This window comes from Streptomyces sp. NPDC001750 (genome assembly GCF_042892615.1).
Lineage (GTDB): Bacteria > Actinomycetota > Actinomycetes > Streptomycetales > Streptomycetaceae > Streptomyces.
Genome location: NZ_JBIAUE010000005.1, coordinates 166,215 through 184,315, shown reverse-complemented (window position 1 = coordinate 184,315; position 18,101 = coordinate 166,215). Strand labels below are relative to the sequence as shown.

At 71.5% G+C, this 18,101-nt stretch carries 15 protein-coding genes; 6 read left to right on the top strand and 9 right to left on the bottom strand.

Annotated features, from left to right (window positions below; genetic code table 11):
• The first annotated feature begins 154 nt into the window (after positions 1–154).
• The gene (locus ACFYY6_RS11060) at positions 155–2,650 is read left to right on the top strand and encodes a GTPase-associated protein 1-related protein (protein ID WP_389192882.1); all 2,496 of its coding nucleotides are present in this window, start codon (positions 155–157) and stop codon (positions 2,648–2,650) included.
• A gap of 71 nt (positions 2,651–2,721) precedes the next feature.
• Here ACFYY6_RS11060 and ACFYY6_RS11055 read toward each other — a convergent pair whose 3' ends face one another.
• The 6 genes from ACFYY6_RS11055 to ACFYY6_RS11030 form a co-directional block, all read right to left on the bottom strand.
• A complete protein-coding gene (locus tag ACFYY6_RS11055; RefSeq protein ID WP_389192747.1) occupies positions 2,722–3,312 on the bottom strand; it encodes a hypothetical protein in 591 nt (196 codons plus the stop codon).
• Positions 3,312–5,555, bottom strand: coding sequence for a DUF6571 family protein (locus ACFYY6_RS11050; RefSeq protein WP_351632966.1), 2,244 nt, complete (start codon positions 5,553–5,555; stop codon positions 3,312–3,314). The genes ACFYY6_RS11055 and ACFYY6_RS11050 overlap by 1 nt, the downstream gene beginning before the upstream one ends.
• A gap of 548 nt (positions 5,556–6,103) precedes the next feature.
• On the bottom strand, positions 6,104–6,508 hold the full coding sequence (gene msrB / locus ACFYY6_RS11045) for a peptide-methionine (R)-S-oxide reductase MsrB (RefSeq protein ID WP_351519208.1): 405 nt from the start codon (positions 6,506–6,508) through the stop codon (positions 6,104–6,106).
• Between the two features lie 9 nt (positions 6,509–6,517).
• Positions 6,518–7,912: a UDP-N-acetylmuramate--L-alanine ligase gene (murC, locus tag ACFYY6_RS11040; RefSeq protein WP_351519209.1), complete on the bottom strand. Its 1,395-nt coding sequence runs from the start codon at positions 7,910–7,912 to the stop codon at positions 6,518–6,520.
• Positions 7,913–7,987: 75 nt separating this feature from the next.
• Entirely contained in the window at positions 7,988–8,440 is a 453-nt protein-coding gene (locus ACFYY6_RS11035; RefSeq protein WP_073785334.1) for an indole-3-glycerol phosphate synthase, read from the bottom strand.
• 149 nt (positions 8,441–8,589) lie between these two features.
• On the bottom strand, positions 8,590–9,375 hold the full coding sequence (locus ACFYY6_RS11030; protein WP_351632974.1) for a pyrimidine reductase family protein: 786 nt from the start codon (positions 9,373–9,375) through the stop codon (positions 8,590–8,592).
• A 37-nt stretch (positions 9,376–9,412) separates the two neighbouring features.
• Between ACFYY6_RS11030 and zapE the strand changes: the two genes are divergently transcribed.
• From zapE to ACFYY6_RS11015, 3 genes are all read left to right on the top strand, one after another.
• Positions 9,413–10,504 carry a cell division protein ZapE gene (gene zapE / locus ACFYY6_RS11025; protein WP_351632977.1) on the top strand — a complete coding sequence of 364 codons (1,092 nt, stop codon included), beginning with the start codon at positions 9,413–9,415 and terminating at the stop codon, positions 10,502–10,504.
• 117 nt (positions 10,505–10,621) lie between these two features.
• Positions 10,622–11,047, top strand: coding sequence for an OsmC family protein (locus ACFYY6_RS11020; RefSeq protein WP_351519214.1), 426 nt, complete (start codon positions 10,622–10,624; stop codon positions 11,045–11,047).
• Between the two features lie 278 nt (positions 11,048–11,325).
• Positions 11,326–12,741: an alkaline phosphatase PhoX gene (locus tag ACFYY6_RS11015; protein WP_386608245.1), complete on the top strand. Its 1,416-nt coding sequence runs from the start codon at positions 11,326–11,328 to the stop codon at positions 12,739–12,741.
• A gap of 246 nt (positions 12,742–12,987) precedes the next feature.
• Here the strand turns inward: ACFYY6_RS11015 and ACFYY6_RS11010 are convergent, their stop codons facing one another.
• Complete coding sequence (locus ACFYY6_RS11010) at positions 12,988–13,116, bottom strand: hypothetical protein (protein WP_351519232.1); 129 nt, start codon at positions 13,114–13,116, stop codon at positions 12,988–12,990.
• A gap of 307 nt (positions 13,117–13,423) precedes the next feature.
• Complete coding sequence (locus ACFYY6_RS11005) at positions 13,424–14,101, bottom strand: AIM24 family protein (protein WP_351519217.1); 678 nt, start codon at positions 14,099–14,101, stop codon at positions 13,424–13,426.
• A 73-nt stretch (positions 14,102–14,174) separates the two neighbouring features.
• On the opposite strand from ACFYY6_RS11005, the gene ACFYY6_RS11000 reads away from it, so the two are divergent.
• Positions 14,175–14,972 carry a peptidyl-tRNA hydrolase gene (locus ACFYY6_RS11000; protein WP_351632984.1) on the top strand — a complete coding sequence of 266 codons (798 nt, stop codon included), beginning with the start codon at positions 14,175–14,177 and terminating at the stop codon, positions 14,970–14,972.
• A gap of 496 nt (positions 14,973–15,468) precedes the next feature.
• Positions 15,469–16,905, top strand: coding sequence for a DUF692 domain-containing protein (locus ACFYY6_RS10995; protein WP_351632987.1), 1,437 nt, complete (start codon positions 15,469–15,471; stop codon positions 16,903–16,905).
• A gap of 482 nt (positions 16,906–17,387) precedes the next feature.
• Here ACFYY6_RS10995 and hemQ read toward each other — a convergent pair whose 3' ends face one another.
• Positions 17,388–18,101 (bottom strand): hydrogen peroxide-dependent heme synthase, encoded by a 714-nt coding sequence (gene hemQ / locus ACFYY6_RS10990; protein WP_351519221.1) that lies wholly within the window; start codon positions 18,099–18,101, stop codon positions 17,388–17,390.

Here is an 18,101-nt window from a genome sequence, read left to right as displayed (position 1 = left end):
GTTGCGTCCTTGATAGCGTCGCTCCCGCGATCGCGGACCCGCTCCCCGCCGGGGTCGCCCCCGCGCCCCGTACGGCTCGCCCTCGGCAGCGCCGACGCAGCGGGAGTGCTGTCCGGCACGGGGAGGTCGCGGCATGGACGAAGAGGGCCGACGCATGAGCCTCGCGCAGTTGCACTACACCTCTGCCTCTGCTGCCTGCGCGGGTGGCGCCGGGGGCGGCGCACGGTTCACGGCGGTCAGCGCCGGACTGCCCACGCAGGTGCTGGCCGACGCCGAGCAGCTCCTCGGCTACGAACCGCCAGCAGGGGCATCGCACCACCCGACGACCGAGGAAATCCGCTCGTTTCCAGAGGCGTTCGGCTTCAGCGCGCTGTCCGACGGTGGTCATCTGCTGAGCCGCACGGTCGCCGTCGCCGGGCAGGGGACCGTCGGCTTCCACGCGCACGCGGTGCATCTCCCGCCCGGTACGCGGCTGCCGGGCGACGCCTTGCCGATCACCGCATGGCGGTCGCCGAACTGGGCCGCCACCCCGCCGGACGGCAAAGCGCTGGGCCGGATATCCGCCCTTCCGGCCTCCTCGGTCTTCGGAGCGGAGGCGCTGAACGACTTCGCGGTCTCCCGAAGCCCCTGGCTGGCGGCGGTCTTCGCCGATCTGCGCCGGGTGTGCGAGGAGCCGTCGTCGGCACGGGTGGTTCTGGTGGAACGGCAGAGCGCCGACGTCGCACGGTGGCTCGCCCTCGCCGGGGCCGTACTCCCCTCGGAACACGCGCACCGTCTCACGTTCACGACCTATACGCGCCGCCCCGCCCACTCCCCGCACCAGGTCGTCGGCGTGCTGCCAGAGGACGCACCGGGTCAGGGCGCACCGAGCCCGGACGCGCCTTCGGACACATTGGGCCAGGATGCGGCCGTCGACCCCGCGCTAAGGGTGCACATCTGCGCCGGGGCGCGCCCGGAGGAGGCCGTGGACGACGTCTGGGCCGAGACCTGTGCACGGATCTGGCGGAACCGCTCCCCCGAACTGTTCCAGGATGCGGCCGAGTTGCCGGGCGCATCGTTCTCCGCCGGACCGCTCGCCGTGACGGCGCTCTGCGCGGGCGTCCCCCTCGGGGCCGATGGGCGTGCGGCGGCGGCCGACTGGGCCGCCGACCGGCCGTACGCGCTCGACGAGAACCGCACCCGTCTGCTGACCGAGGCGCTGACCGCTCCCGGCATCGACCATACGACTCACGAACTCTCGTGCATCTCACGGCTGTTGACTGCACTGGACGGCCGCTCCCCGTCGGCCGTCACGGCGTCCCTCGGCGCCCTGCTGGTGACCGAGGCGGTACATGGCGGCGACGTCACCTCGGAACCACCCGCGCGAACCGTCTTCGCCGGACCGGACGGTGAACGCGTCGTCGCCGCGCTCGTCACGGCCCTGGGTGGCGATCTGCGTGCGGAACTGGCTGACGGCACGCCCTGCATGGACGGCACACCCGACCGAGGTGTCGGCCGCACGGTGCAGTTGCTGCGGCTCGTACGGCTGCTGGAGGTGGACTGCGCGGATCTGCTCCCCGATGTCGTGCACCGCATGGCACGCTCGCTGCTGGACGAGGGGGCGGGCGACTGCGCACGGGCGCTGCTGGGCCTCCTGGACGAGCAGTTCGACGTCCGCACCGCGCTGCTGGGCGCGTTGGACGGGCTCGCCCCGCACGCCCCTGCGGCGGCGGAACGGCTGCTGGCCGATGTCGCCCTGCCGTTCACCGGGGCACAGGCGCTGCCGCATCTGCGGATGTGCGCCGCCGCGCCGGATGCCAGGGCGGGCGCCGGTGACGACCGGATGCGAGCGCTGCACGCGGTGCTCCGCGCCGGGGGCCTCTCGCCGTTCACCGAACCGCTGGTGCTGCGGACCGGGGTGGGGCTGGTGTGGGGCGCCAACATGCCCACCGTGTCCGAGGCACGGCAGTTGCTGGCCGCGACCACCTCCGACGCACACCGCACGGCCGGCACCTGGCCTGTCCTCGTCGCCGCCGCGCTCAGCGCCTGTGCCGACGACGAGGAGGCCCCCGAACTCGCCCATGACCTGCTGCGCGGCTTCCCGCAGGACATCGACGCGCGGGCACGCGGATCCCTGCTGCTCCTGGAGTTCGCACGGGACCTGCGGTCGGGTGCGGCGGAGCCCGGCTGGGCGGAACGGGCCCGCGAGCTGCGCGCAGGGGCCGAACCGGTCGCACCCGGCGTCCTCGACCAGGCGTTGAACGCCCTGGCCGAACGGCTGCTCGCCCCGGACCGGCCCGAGACCGAGCTCTACGCGTTCGTCCACAGCGGCGACGCCGACCTCATCACCTCCTACGGCCGAGCCGCGCGTGGGGCGCCGATCCTCGCCCGCCTCCGCGCCGACCCGGCGTATGTGGCGGACTGCTTCACCGTATGGAACTCCCACCCGCACGCGGGCACCGCCTGGACCGAGACCCGGACGGCGCTGCTGGAGGAGGTGCTGAGGCCGGTGGTCCGTGCCCTATCGGCCGGTGACCTGGCGGCGGTGGAGCAGGCCGCGGAACGTCTCGGCATCAGCCGCACCGCCGAGGCGTTCCGCGCATGGAACCGCCCGAGCGGCTTCGGGCGACGCCTCGGCAGCAGACTGGCTGCGCGGGTGCGCCGCTCGTAACAGCGATCGCGGCGGCGCCCCGGCCGCGACCGGACCGCAGCCGTGACCGATCGTTCACGGCTGCGGTCCGGTCAGCCGCACTCGTACTGCTTGGTGAGGTTGGCGACGGCCTCCTGGACGATCGGGCGGGAGGCTTCGATCAGGGCGGCGTCGTCCCAGTCCTCCGCCACGACGACGCCGGGCGCGACCTTGAGGACGATGGTGACGTACTCGTCGGTCGTCCTCATCTTCTTCGGGCAGGAGGCGGGAAGCCGGACCTCGCTCTGCCGGGGGCTCACCCACCCGGACCCGCCGTCGGTGAACGGGCCGGCGCCCTTCAAGGGCTCGTTCAGGGTGTTGGTGGACTGGACATCGAGGGAGTACTGGCCGCGAAAGTTGTTGCCCTTGTCCGTCTCGCGTCCGACGAAGCAGGTGGTCGAGAACACCGGGTCCGTCCGTTTGTCCTTGGCGTCCTTGTCGTCCTTGCCGGGCTGGAACTCGTCCACGACCAGCTTGCCGCCCTTGCGGTCGTAGAGCAGGCCCGCCGTCTCCTCCGTGAGCATCCCCAGGCACAGGTTCTTCGCGCGGAGGTCCTTCAGCGGACTGGGCCAGAGCTGGATCGCGGCGACGACGGCCGCTGCGACCAGGAGCACGGCCGGAAGCACCAGGTACTTTCTGTTCACTACCGCTCGCCCATCTTCATGTCGGCGTCCTTGATGCCGTTCTGGTACCACTGCTGGGCCGTCGGCTGGATGCCGTCCTCATACTCGCCGGGGCTTGCGTCCAGTTCGCCCTCCGTGAGCCCCCTCTTCATCGCCGTCTTCCGCAGCATGGCGTACATTTGCCGCTCGCCGTTGTCATAGTGGTTGATCATGTTGTTGCGGGTATCGGCATCGATCTTGGCGTTCAGATCGTTCATGTACGCGGCCGTGCCGACGTCGACCGCACGCTGGGCCACGTCACCGATGACCGGGATGGGGGTCAGCGGCGCTCCGTAGACGTGGTAGTTCATCATCTTGTTCCAGGCGGCCGCGTCCTTCTTCTCCTGGCCGAGGTCGTAGATGATGTCGCCGCGCACGCCGTCGAGATGGCCGAGCACCGTCGAGGACTGCTTGACCCAGGCGCGCAGCTCGGGGTCCTCCTTGCGGAACGATTCCTCCGGGAAGCGCTGCAGCCCCTCCGCGACGACCGCCGTCTGCGAGGCGTGGATGACGCCGAAGGCGTTGGGGTCCTCGGCGGTGGACCGGATGATCCGGGTCAGGTCTCCCCGGTCGATGGTGAGGTTGTTGAAGTCGGTGCTTCCGTCCATACTCTTGCCGAGGACCTGATGCACGTCGGAGGCGTAGTCGCCGATCATGTCGGCCATCGGCACGCGCAGGGAGACGGGGACGGCGCTCTGGTCCTTCTTCGTCGCCTCGGCGTATTCGTCCATCACCCGCTCGAAGATCGCGGCCTGTGCGCCGTCGTGGTGGGTGCCGACAGGGTTCAGGGGAGTGCCCGGTGCCCGGCCGGTCGCCGCCGCCTCCAGGGCCCCGCCCAGCTCGGCGCGGGCCGAAGTGTACTGGGTCTCATCCGGCATCTTGTCCTGGACGTCGGCACCGGGCCAGTCCCGGTCCTCCATGAAGTACTGCAGGTTGTCCGTGGTGTTCGGGTCGAAGTAGTGGGTGGCGGCGGACGGGTTGCGGCTCATCGCGTTCAGCAGACCCTTCATCGGGTCGGCCTGGGTGCCCTGCCATGCCTTCATGTAGTCCTCGCGGTAGGCGCCCTTGTCGTTGGTCTCCCACTCACGGATGGAGTCCCCGACCTCGGTCAGGAAGGCCTCGCTGTAGACCGGGTCGCCCTTGTCCTTGTTCCAGGGCGAGGACCCCTTGGTCTCCGGGTCGTACTTCACGTCGTCCCCGGCGTCGGCGGCCATCAGATGAGTGAGGGCGTTCCAACCGTCGGAGCCACCCTTGAGCGCCCCGGGGTGCCGGGCGGGCAGGCCGTTGCCGTCGCGGGCCGTGGCGATGAGCCGGTCGGTCCAGGCGGAGGTGACCCCGCCGGGCGAGCCGATCGGGGAGTCCGGGCCGGTGACGGTGGCGAGGCTGCCGGAGAGGGCCTTGTAGAGGCGGGCGTCGGTCGCGGAGACGTGGCCGTCGCGGCCACCGCCCTCCAGGCTGCCGGCCAGCAGCAGCACCGCCTCCTGCTGGTCCCGGCCGTTGTAGCTGAGGTTCTGCATGAGAGCGGCGGAGAACGCCGGTGAGTCCTTGCCACCCTCGGCAAGTGTGAGGAGCCGCTCGCGCTCCTTGTCGTCGAGATGTTCCCAGCGGGCGTAGAGCTTGGCGGCCTCGCGGCCGTTCTCCGTCTGCTGCTTCTCCTCGGCGCGCATCTTCTTCGCGTCCGCGACACCGCTGAGGCTGGCGCTGCCGAAGTCGTTGGGGTGGTACTTGATCAGCGCCCGCAGGCCCCAGGCGCAGAGCTCGTCGGCCTCGTTGGCGCGCTTCAGGATGCCTTCGAGCTTGCCGCGCAGCGCGTCGAACTGCGCCTCGGTGGCGATGGGATCGGTGTTGTCGGCGGACCGGCGGTCGGGGTGGACGCGGTGACTCAGTACGCCGTCGGGGTAGATGGTGATACCCGGCGGCGGGTTCTCGTAGGCGTCCTTGAGGTCCCTCTGGGCGGTCTTGAGGAGGGCGTGGGCGTCCTTGATGAGGTCACGCACGGACGTGGCCTCGATGACGGCGTCGCTGAACTCCTTGGCCGACTTGGTGACGAACTGCTTGGTGACGGTGGCGTTCTCGCCTCTCCAAGTGGCCTTGTCGGCCTTGGACTTCATGGCTTTCGCGTCGGTCTGAAGCTCCGTCAGCTTCGTGATCATCTCGGTCCACTGGGTGACCGCGGTGTCGAGCGGGCCGAGCTTGGCGTTGAGGAGCTGCTCGAAGGTGGGCATGGTGGCGGCTCCTTACCGGAAGTACTTGTCAATCTGGGACGCGGGCACGGAACCGGGGGCGACCGGGCCCCCCTTCCCCGACGTCGACCCACCGCCGCCACCGCCGCCGCTACTGCCCGCCTGGTTCAGCCGCATGGCGACAGCGGCCTCTCCGCCCGCCACTCGTCCTCGAACGACATGGTGTGAAACCCCCGTGGTACATGATCAAAAGACTGCTTCACGCCACGCTATCGAACGAACGAGCCATGCACCATTGACGTCCTGCCATGGGCGCAAACCCTGCACTTGGCCGGAACGTCCGGCATTCTGGACGCGACTTTCGGGAACGGCGGGGACTTCGCGGGCCGGGGAGCGCCGCTTCCTGACGGGCCGCCATTACGACACCGGCCCGCACGCCCGCGCCGGGCGTACAGGCCGCTGTCCGGGGCCCGCACCGGGCTCCGGACGTCATGTCCCTGGCTTCGCGCGTCCACACATGCCACGCACCACGCACCGCACGCCACGCCTCCGACACGGCGCGTCAGGCGTCACGCGTCAGGCTTCGCGCGTCACGCCTCAGGCGTCAGACGCAACGAGATCGAGTTGATGCAGTAGCGCTGGTCCGTCGGGGTCGGGTAGCCCTCGCCCTCGAAGACGTGGCCGAGGTGCGATCCGCAGCGGGCGCAGCGGACCTCGGTGCGGACCATGCCGTGGCTGCGGTCCTCGACCAGTTCGACCGCTTCCGTGTCCTTGGGGTCGTAGAACGAGGGCCAGCCGCAGTGCGACTCGAACTTGGTGTCGGAACGGAACAGCTCCGCGCCGCAGGCGCGGCAGGAGTAGACGCCCGTGGTCTTGGTGTCGGTGTATTCACCGACGAAGGCGGGTTCGGTGCCGGCCTGGCGCAGGACCGCGTACTCGGCGGGGGTCAGTTCCGCCCGCCACTGCTCGTCCGGCTTCTCGATCTCGTACGACACGTCGCTCCCTCAGCTCGACAGGTGGTCCAGGATCCGCGGGCCGAGGTCCGTGACGTCGCCCGCGCCCATGGTGAGAACGAGGTCGCCGGGCTTCGCCATTCCCGCGACGGCGCCCGGGACCGCGGCCTTGTCGTGGACGGCGGTGACGTCGGCGCCCGCCTCCCGGGCCGCGTCGATGATCAGGTCGCTGGTGATGCCGGGGATCGGGTCCTCGCGGGCCGGGTAGATGTCCAGGACCACGGAGGCGTCGGCCAGGGCGAGGGCCCGGCCCATCTCGGTGCCCAGCTCCTGGGTGCGGGAGAACAGGTGGGGCTGGAAGACGACCAGCAGGCGGGCGTCGGACGCGGCGCCGCGCATCGCTTCGAGGTCCGCGGCCATCTCGGTGGGGTGGTGTGCGTACGAGTCGATCACCTGCACGCCCGCGGCCTCGCCCTTGAGCTGGAGGCGACGCTTGACCCCGGTGTACTTGCCGAGCGCGGAGGCGAGGTTGTGGGCCGGGATGCCGAGGGCGACACCGGCGGCGAGGGCCGCGACCGCGTTGAGCGCGTAGTGGCGGCCGGGCACGGAGACGGTGAAGGTGAGGTACTTCCCGTTCAGGAGGACCGTGACCTCGCTGGTCAGCCCGCGCGGGGTGATCCTGTGGACGCGTACGTCGGCGGACTCGGCCTCGCCGTAGGTGACGACGTTCGGTCCGGAGCGGTCGCGTACGCGTCCGGTCAGCTCGACGGCGCCGGGCTGGTCGGCGGAGATCACCAGCGTGCCGCCGGGGACGATCTTGCCGGTGAACGCCTCGAAGGACTCGTAGATCTCGTCCATCGAGGCGTAGTTCGCGTGGTGGTCCAGTTCGACGTTGAGGACGATCGCGACCTCGGGGTCGTACTTCTGGAAGCTGCGGTCGCTCTCGTCCGCCTCGGCGACGAAGATCTCGCCCTCGCCGTGCGCGGCATTGGTGCCGGGGCCGGCGAGGTCGCCGCCGATGGCGTACGAGGGGGCGAGGTTCAGCTCGGACAGGGCGACGGCCAGCATGGACGTGGTGGTCGTCTTGCCGTGCGTGCCGGCCACCGCGATGGCGCGCAGGCCGCCCATGAGGGAGGCCAGCGCGTCGGAGCGGTGCACGACCGGGACCGACAGTTCGGCGGCGCGCACCAGCTCCGGGTTGTCGGGGCGGATGGCGCTGGAGACGACCACGCACGAGGCGTCGTCCGCCAGGTTCCCGGCGGCGTGCCCGATGTGGACGGTCGCCCCCAGCGCCCGGAGCGCCTCGGCCGTGCCGGACTCCTTGGCGTCACTGCCCGCGACCTTCGCGCCACGCTGGGTGAGGATCTTCGCGATGCCCGACATCCCGGCGCCGCCGATGCCGATGAAGTGCGGTCGTTCCATGGCGGCGGGGATACCGGGTGTCATGTGCGAGTCCTCCGGGTACTGGGTGCGTTCTCGGTCGCGGACCGGTGCCACTCCACTCCGGACCGCGGGCCAAGCCTATTCGCTGTGCGCGAAGAGCTTGAGCACCGGTACGCCGACCTTGTGACGGGCGCGCGAGGCCCAGTCCCGGTGGAAGAACTCCTCCACGTAGTGCGGCGCGGTCAGCACGATGACCTCGTCCGCCTCCGCTTCCTCCACCACGGACTTCAGCTTGTCCAGCGGGTGGTCCTCGACCACCTGCCCGACCGCCTCGGATCCCGCCTGCCGCAGGGCTTCCAGCGACACTTCGAGTGCCAGTTCGGCGGACTGCCGGGCGTCCTTGCCCTCCGGCTCCTCGATCTCCCGGGCGGCTTCCTTCAGCTCGCCCATCGCCAGGTCGTCGATGGCCCGCAACAGGACATCGGCCTGGTCACCGCGCGGCTGTATGAGCACGACGAAGGAGGTCGACTCGTCACCGTGCAAGGTGGTGACGAAATCGACGTCCTCGGAAGTGAGGGCCTTCTCGATCATCAAAACGCTGGTGAACACCACGGGTGCCCTTCTGCTTCAGTAACCGTCGCCGGTCTCTGCTGAAACCATCCTTCCCCGTGCTCACACGGGGACTGCGAGAGTAATTGTGCCCACCGGAAGATAAACGGAACGATGAGTTCCGCCGTGTGTCAGCCCCGACGGTCCTCATGTCGGCCCCGACGGTACCGGGTGAACAGGAACCCGTCCTCCTCCAGGACCGATGCCAAGGCGAATCGTTCCGGCACGGCCATCGAAGGACCGCCCGCGATCCGCTGCGCGTCCCCGGCGGTCAGCATCGGGGAGACGGTCAGACAGAGCTCGTCCAGCACCCCCGCCGCCACGAACTGGCCCAGCAGTCTGGGACCGCCCTCGGTCAGCAGCCGCCGCAGACCGCGGTCCGCCAGCTCCCGCACGGCCCTCGCGGGGTCCACCCGGGAGCCCTCCCCCGCGACCACCACCTCGGCGCCCGCGTCGCGCGCCGCGGCCATCCGGCCGGGAGGGGCCCCGGCGCCGGTGAGCACCAGGGTCGGAACGAGCGGCGAGACGAAGAGCGGCAACGAGAAGTCCAGGTCCAGACCGCCGCTCACCACCGCGATCGCCGGTGCGGGCCCCTGACCCGCCGCGGCCCGGCGGGCGGCGAACGCCTCCCGGGCCCTGGCGGGCCGGTACCCCTCCTGCCGCACCGTCTCCGCGCCCGCCACCACCACGTCGGCCAGGGCGCGCAGGGTGCCGAAGATCCGCATGTCGCTCTCGCAGGAGATCGGCTGCGAACGCCCGTCGTGCTGGGCGGCGCCGTCGAGCGTCGAGACCATGTTGGCGCGCAGCCAGGGGCCGTCCGTGTCGGGGTAGGCGTAGGCGTCGGCCAGGTCGTCCAGGCTCCACTCCCCCTCGTCGTCGGTCGCTGTCAGGTCGGTCACAGGGAACAGGCGTCGCATGTCCGGCAGTCTTCCACGGCCCGTAGAGTGGGGGGTTGTGTCGTCCTCCACCGCCGTGCCGGGGCAGAGCCCCATAGCCGAAACGGCCCCGCTGTCCCTGTGTGCCCGCGAGCCGCACGTGCCCGCCGACCGCCTGGTCGCCGAGATGGTGCCGCCGCCGCGCTTCGACGCCGTACGTTTCGATACGTACGTACCGGACCCGAAGCAGCCGAGCCAGCGCCAGGCGGTCGACGTGCTGAGCGGCTTCGCGGCCGGGCTCGGCGGGGCGCACGCCAGCGGTTCCGCGAAGCGCAGGTGGTTCGCGCGAAAGGCGGTGGCGCCGGCCGCGCCGCTCGGCGTCTATCTCGACGGCGGTTACGGCGTCGGCAAGACCCATCTGCTGGCCTCCCTCTGGCACGCCACGCCCGCCGCGCCCGCGCTGAAGGCGTTCGGCACCTTCGTCGAGCTGACGAACCTGGTCGGCGCGCTGGGCTTCCAGCAGACCGTGAAGACGCTGAGCGGGCACCGGCTGCTGTGCATCGACGAGTTCGAACTGGACGACCCGGGTGACACGGTGCTGGTGTCGTCGCTGCTCAGCAGGCTGGTCGAGGAGGGGGTCGCGCTTGCGGCGACCTCCAACACGCTGCCCGGCAAGCTCGGTGAGGGCCGGTTCGCCGCCGCCGACTTCCTCCGGGAGATCCAGGGCCTGTCCGCGCACTTCCGCCCGCTGCGGATCGACGGCGAGGACTACCGGCACCGCGGACTGCCCGAGGCACCGGCGCCGTTCACCGACGAACAGGTCACCCGGGCCGCGTACGCCACCGAGGGTGCCAGCCTCGACGACTTCCCCTCACTGCTCGCACATCTCGCCCGGGTCCACCCGAGCCGCTACGGCGCGCTGACGGACGACCTGCGGGCGGTCTGTCTCACCGAGGTGCAGGCGGTGCCCGACCAGGCGACCGCGCTGCGGCTGGTCGTCCTGGCCGACCGGCTGTACGACCGCGAGGTGCCGGTGCTCGCCTCCGGTGTGCCCTTCGACAAGCTGTTCAGCGACGAGATGCTGAACGGCGGGTACCGGAAGAAGTACTTCCGGGCGATCTCCCGGCTCACGGCGCTGGCGCGCGACGCGAAGGGTCTCGTGGCGCAGTAGGTTCGGGTGCGTGCTGCCCCGTTTCCCGAGGGGTACCGCACGGGTTCCGGGGCGTACCGCACGGGCGCACCGGAGGCATCCCGTATCCACCGCGCACACCGTTCGAAGGGATCCACCATGGCTACCACGCGCCAGGCGCACACGGTCTGGGAAGGCGATCTGCTCCAGGGCAAGGGCGTCGTCACGTTCGACTCCTCCGGCATCGGCGACTACGACGTCTCGTGGCCGTCCCGCGCGGAGCAGGCGAACGGGAAGACCAGCCCGGAGGAACTCATCGCGGCGGCGCACTCCAGCTGCTTCTCGATGGCACTGTCCAACGGGCTGGCGAAGGCCGGCACCCCGCCGACCCGGCTGAACACCCGTGCCGAGGTCACCTTCCAGCCCGGCACCGGCATCACCGGCATCCACCTCACCGTCCAGGGCGAGGTGCCGGGCCTCGACGAGGCGGGCTTCGCCGAGGCCGCCGAGGACGCCAAGGCGAACTGCCCGGTGAGCCAGGCGCTCACGGGCACGACGATCACCCTCACCGCATCCCTGGCCTGATCCCGCGCACGGGCCGCCGGGGCCCGGGTGATCGGCAGCCCCGGGGCGCGTGACACGCATGAGGCACGGTGACCCGCGTGGTTCCCGCGCGCCGATGCGCGTGGTACACACATGCGGGTCACTTCTCCTGTCCGCCAGCAGGGAGTCGCCTCATGTCATCCGCAGCGTCACACGACACGTCGTCGTCACGGAACAGGTCATCCGCGGCATCGCGAGACATGTCATCGTCACGGGACACGGAATCGTCACAGAACGCAACGTCCGGAGCGTCACGGGACTTGTCGTCCACGGCGTCACGGACCCTCACCACCCGACGGCAGGTCCTGGCCGGCAGCGGCGCGGTCGCCGCCTCGATCGCCTTCGCCGGTGCCTTCTCCGAACTCTTCGCCGGGACCGCCACCGCCCGGGACCTCGATCGCCACAGCGGCCACGCCGGACACTCCGGCCGCAACGGCTACGGTCCGTTGGTTCCTGACCCCGATGGCCTGCTCGACCTCCCGAAGGGCTTCCGCCACCGGGTGCTGTCCCGGGAGGGCGACCCGCTCCGCTCCGGCGAGGGCCCGGTCCCCGGCCACCACGACGGCATGGCCGCCTTCGCGGGCCGGCACGGTCACGTCCGTCTCGTACGCAACCACGAGAACCGCGCCGACGCGGCGTTCCGGGTCCCGGCCGTCGAAGGGCTCACCTACGACCCGATGGGCAGGGGCGGCTGCACCGCCCTGGAGCTGGACGGCCGCAACAACGTCCTGGGCGAACGCGTCGCCATCGCCGGTACGGCGGTGAACTGCGCGGGCGGGCGTACTCCTTGGAACACCTGGCTGACCTGCGAGGAGACCGAGGACAAGGCCGGCACCAACGGCTACACCAAGGACCACGGCTTCATCTTCGAGGTGGACGGCGCCGATCCGCGGCGCACCGGGGCGGTGCCGCTCACCGCGATGGGCCGCTTCCAGCACGAGGCGATCGCCATCGACCCGGCGAACGGGATCGTGTACGAGACCGAGGACGCGTTCGAGCGACCGTTCGGGCTCTTCTACCGCTTCCTGCCGCGCAAACCGCTCGGCGGGACGGGATCGCTGCGGGCCGGCGGCCGACTGGAGGCCATGCGGGTGCCGGGCGTCCCCGACCTGTCCGCCGTCCAGCAGACCGGCGCGAGCTTCGACGGCGTGGAATGGGTGCCCGTACCGGACCCGCTGGCGGCCGAGACCCCCATCCGTTTCCAGGACTTCGGGCCGCGGGGCATCACGCACGCGCAGAAGCTGGAGGGCTGCTACTGGGGCGGTTCCTCGGTCTACTTCGTCTCCAGTTACGCACGCGGCGCGGAGGGCTCGGCGGCGGACCACCACGGTCAGGTGTGGCGGTACGACCCGGGGCGGCGCCGACTCACTCTGGTCGTCGTGTTCGGGCCCGGCACGGACGTCCAGCTGCCCGGCGAGTCGCCCGATAACATCTGCCTGGCCCCGGACGGCGGGCTGATGGTGTGCGAGGACGGTGACGGCGCGCAGCACGTGTTCGGCCTGACACGGGGCGGCGAGGTGTACGCGATGGCGCGGGGACGGCAGAACATCGGGACGCCGCAGAGGCCGGAGTGGGGCGAGTTCGCCGGGGTCACGTTCGCCCCGGACGGCAGGACGATGTACGTCAACTGCTACACCCCGGGGACGACGTTCGCGGTGACGGGGCCGTGGCACTGAGGCCGTGACACATCCGTGCCCCGGTACGGCGGGCGTGCCCGTGCCGGGCGCGGGTGGGCCGGCGTCGTGGGCGTGCGGGAGGCCCGGACGGACCGAGGCACGGGCCGGCCGAGGCGCGGGCCGGCCGAGGCGCAGGCGGACCGAGGCGCGGGCCGGCCGGGGCGCGGCGGTCGTGGGCTTCGTCGACTGTCGGCCGTCGGTCCGGGCATGCTGTGCGCCCGGCCTGCCGCCTCCCGCCTCCCGCACTCAGCCGCGCAGCGCGGTGAGCCGACCGGTGAACACGGCGACCGCAGCCGCAAGGACGGCGGAGGCCAGGAGCGGCACGAGCGGCAGGTGCACCGTGCCCGTCCGCGAGCCGGTGACCAGACCGGTCACCGCCCTGTTCGCATTTCCGCACCCCGTGGATCCGGCCCAGGTGCACGAGATATCCGGTCGCGGTGAACGGGAGCGCCGCGCGGAAGCGGCGACGGACCAGCCGCGCCCGCTCGGCACCGGCCGGGCGCACAGCGCACCGACCGCCGCCCCCAGCAGCACGCAGCAGCCGACGACGAGCAGTCCGGCTGCCGACCGGTTCCGTTGGCCCCCTCGATCCGGACCAGACGGCCCACGGGCAGAGCGAGGTCGACCCCGCGCAGCACCCACGGCCCCCTCGGTCCGTAGCGGCGCCCCACTCCGTCCAGTCTCAGTTGGCCGACGCCTTCTCCTGCTTGAGCTCGCTGGGCCGTACGATCACGAAGCCCTCGCCGTCCAGCCGCAGTTGGACGGCCTCGCCGGATCCGCCGCGGACCATCGAACCGAAGCTCTGCGAGCGGTGCAGCGAGGTGGTGAGGTGGGCGCTCCAGCCGACCACCGCGTCCGTGTCGACGAACACCGGCTGCTGGGCCGAGACCGGTATCACGATGGGGTGACCCTCGCACATGAGGCCGAGCTTGCCGTAGCCGGTGAAGACGCTGTTGAAGAGGCCGCCGCCGACCATCCCCGCGCCCTTCACGGTCTTGATCTCGTAGGCGAGCGTGGGGTCGAAGCACAGGACGTTGCGGCCGTTGACGGTGAGGGAGTCGCCCTGCTCGATGTCCACGATGAAGCAGTTGGCGGCCTCGTGCGCGAACCACGCCTCGCCCTGGCCCCTGACGGCCATCAGCGGCAGCCCCTCGCCGGTGACGGCGCGCTTGAGCATGCCGCCGATGCCCTGGCCCTTGCGCTCGAACTGCAGGTTGCCGCGGAAGGCGATCATCGAACCCTGACGGGCGTGCATCTCACCGTTGACTGCGTACTTGATGGACTTGGCGTTCTGCAGGGTCATCCCGGGGGCCGTGGCCTGCTGAGCCAGGTATTCGCTGGAAAAGAGATCGCTCTTCATGCGGTGCATCCTCACCCGCAGCCGCCCGTTCCCACAAACAAGAGCGTCCGGGGCTGCTGGCACACTGGTACGAGTGAGCGACGACAACACCCCCGCGCCCCCGGCCATGGACCCGGACCCGGCCGTACCGGCGTCCGGTTCCGCGGCGGCGGACGGCCCGTTCGAGTCCGGACGGACGAACCGCGACGAGGCGCCGCAGTACGTCCTGCCGCTGGTCGTGCGCATCGAGAGGGCGACGCCCCCGGCCCGTACCGACGCCCTGCGGACCGCCGCCCGCGCGGTGCTCGTGATGCTCTCCGACGAGCGCTCGGTGGGCGAGGGCGAATGGGCCCGGGCGATCCGGGACTGGGAGGACGCCCGGATCCGCAAGGTGGTGCGGCGGGCCCGCGGCGCCGAGTGGCGCAGGGCCTGCGAACTGCCCGGCATCACGGTCACGGGCGAGAGCGCCGAAGTGCGGGTCTTCCCTCCGGTGCCTCTGGACGGCTGGCCCAGGGAACTGGCGAGGCTCCAGGTGTCGGGAACGGACCTGGACGACCCGGAGCCCCCGGCCGCACCCGGACCAAAGGGGCCGGTGCTGTGGCTGAACCCGGAGCTGGGCATGACGGCGGGCAAGGCGATGGCACAGGTCGGACACGGCGCGCAGCTCGCCTGGTGGGAGCTGTCGGAGACGGAGCGCAAGGCGTGGCGCGAGGCGGGCTTCCCGCTCTCCGTCGCCACCGCGGACGCCGAACGCTGGCGGGAACTCGCGGCGAGCGACCTTCCGTTGGTGCATGACGCCGGATTCACCGAGATCGACCCCGGGAAGACCGTCGCGGTCGAGGGACACCACCGCGTCGGATCCCTGCCGCCCTGCGGCGGCCGTGGGCTCTGACCTCAACCGCACGGTCACGACGTCCAGGACGTGTCCGGCTGCTCCGTGGCGGGCCGGGACCGACGCCACGGGCCCCGTCCCCGCTGCTCCTCGGCCCGGCGCACACCGGGGCCCTGCCCGGAGTCGGTCGGGCAGCAGGATCGCGTCCTGTAATCGCGTACGGAAATGCCGGGCCGACGGATACCGCTCTGGTTTCCCGGCACTCCGCAGGCCGGCCGACAAGGCGGTCATGAAGCGTGTCGAGGGTGTGGCGGACACGGCCCTGTGCCGCTGAACCGCTGGACCACTGAACCGCGCCCGTCAGGGGCCGTGAGTCGTTCCGGCCCGTTCCTGGTGCCGGTCGCCAGGAACGGGCCGGAACGGAGCGTCGGCGGACTCGACGGGCGCCTCGGAGCGCCGGGAACCTCAGATCAAGCTCTGAACGTCCCCCTCTTCGGATTCGCCACCGCCCGCCGGGGCCATCACCCCTGCACGGAGGAGAAGAAGGAGGGGTGGCATGAGACTGGGGACCGGTGTCGGCTGGCGGCCGGAGATCGCGGACGTCGTCGAGGCGCTGCCGGGCATCGACTGGGTGGAGACGGTCGCGGAGAACATCTGCGCCGGCCATCTGCCCGATTCGCTGCTGCGGCTGAGGGAACGCGGGGTCACCGTCGTCCCGCACGGCGTCTCGCTGGGCCTCGGCGGGGCCGAGCGCCCCGATCCCGGCCGACTGGCGGACCTCGCGGCCCGCGCCGAACTGCTCGCCGCGCCGCTGGTCACCGAGCACATCGCGTTCGTACGGGCCGGGGGGCCGCGCACCGCTTCGCCGACGCTGGAGGCGGGCCACCTGCTGCCCGTGCCCCGCACCTGGGACGCGCTGGACGTGCTGTGCGAGAACGTGCGGATCGCGCAGGACTCGTTGCCGGTGCCCCTGGCACTGGAGAACATCGCGGCCCTGTTCTCCTGGCCGGACGAGGAGCTGACGGAGGGGCAGTTCCTGGCGGAGCTGGTGGAGCGCACTGGGGTCCGGCTGCTGATCGATGTCGCCAACCTGCACACCAACCATGTCAACCGCGGGGAGGATCCCGCCGCCGCACTCGACGAACTGCCGGTGGAGGCCATCGCGTACGTGCATGTGGCGGGCGGCGTCGAGAAGGACGGCGTCTGGCACGACACCCATGCCCATCCGGTCACCCGGCCCGTGCTCGACGTGCTGGCCGAACTCCGCTCCCGGGTCGACCCGCCGGGCGTTCTCCTGGAGCGCGACGACGACTTCCCGCCGGCCGAGGAACTGGCGGGCGAACTGGCCGCGATCCGCGCCACGCTGGACCGGGCGGCCGTCCGGGGCGCCGACGCACCCGCGTACGCCGGAGACCTCGCGTCGCGCCCCGTCGCGGGCCCCGGCGCACACGCCGGAAAGGGCACGTCCCCCACGTCCGCGCACCCGTCCGCGCCGACGGACGCGCGCCCGTCGGCTCCGGCGTCCCCATCGGCTCCTGCTGCCTCGTCGGCTCCCGCGCGCCCCTCCGCTCCCGCGCCCCCGGACTCCGTGCGCGACCGGGTCGCGGCGGCGCAGACGGCGCTGCTCCGTGCCCTCGTCGCGGGCGCTCCCGCCCCGCCCGGCTTCGACGAGCGCCGACTCGGCGTCCAGAGCCGCGCCCTGTCCGCCAAACGGGCGGGGGTGGTTGCCAAGGTGGCGCCGGAACTGCCGGAGATCCTGGGCTCGGGCTACCGGGAGGCGTTCCTCGCATACGCCGGACGCCGTCCCATGTCCGGGGGGTACCGACGGGACGCGCTCGACTTCGCCGAGGAACTGCTGAGCACCGGCCGGCCGGCCGACCGGGCTGCCCGGCGCCGCCTCACCCGATGGTGGAAGGACCGGGCGGGCGGGCGTCCGCCCGGCCGCACCACGCTGCTGCTGCGCGCCGCCCGCGCGGCCCTCGTCGGCGGGTGAGCCGCAACTATCCCGAGGAGCCTGTCGGATGACCTCCGACCGGGCGGGCACGCCCTGGCACGCACGCTTCCGGCGTTGCCGAAATGCCCGAGCAGCTCCACTACGAGGATGTCCCGGCGCCTTGGAATCACACGCACCGGACCGCGTCCGCTTCCCGATCCGAGGTCACCCGACAGGCTCCGAGCGCGACGGGCGCGGAGCAGTAAAGGGTTCCTCCCGCCGGATACGGCGCTGGGCCCGGCCTCCTTCGAGGTCGGGCCCAGCGTGCCCCCGTACGTGCCGCACACCCGCGCCCGGCAGGGCGGGGCGGGACGGACCGACGGGCGGGACGATCCACTCGTCCCTCGGGCCCCGGGGGCGCCGCGGGCCGGACCCGCGGCGGACCCGGAACCGAACCCGGTGTCGCTGGAACGACGGGCGACGCGTGACGCGCCGGTGCCCGCCGTCTGATCTTCCGGGCTGGGGTGGTCGGAGCCCGTTCGCTACGCGAGCCCGGCCACCAGGTCTGCGACCGACTTCCTGCGCCCGGTGAAGAACGGGATCTCCTCGCGGACGTGCATCCGCGCCTCGGAGCCCCGCAGGTGACGCATGAGGTCGACGATGCGGTGCAGTTCGTCCGCCTCGAAGGCGAGGACCCACTCGTAGTCGCCGAGCGAGAAGGAGGCGACGGTGTTGGCCCGGACGTCGGGGTAGCCGCGGGCCATCTTGCCGTGGTCCGCGAGCATCCGGCGGCGGTCCTCGTCCGGCAGCAGGTACCAGTCGTAGGAGCGAACGAAGGGGTAGACGCTGACGTAGTTGCGCGGCGTCTCGTCGGCCAGGAACGCCGGGATGTGCGACTTGTTGAACTCGGCGGGGCGGTGCAGCGCCATGTTCGACCAGACCGGCTCCAGCGCCCGGCCCAGCTTGGTGCGCCGGAAGAGGTTGTACGCCTCCTGGAGCTCGTCCGAGGTCTCGGCGTGCCACCAGATCATGATGTCGGCGTCGGCCCGCAGACCGGACAGGTCGTAGGTACCGCGGACGGTGACGTCCTTGGCCGCGAGCTGGTCGAACAGCTCCTGGACCTCGTCGGCGTAACCGGTGCGGTTGACGGGGAGCACATCACGAAGCTTGAAGACGGACCACAGCGTGTAGCGGATGACCTCGTTGAGGTCCTTGGCCTTCTTACCGGCGTTGGGAATCTTCTCAGGCGCACTCAT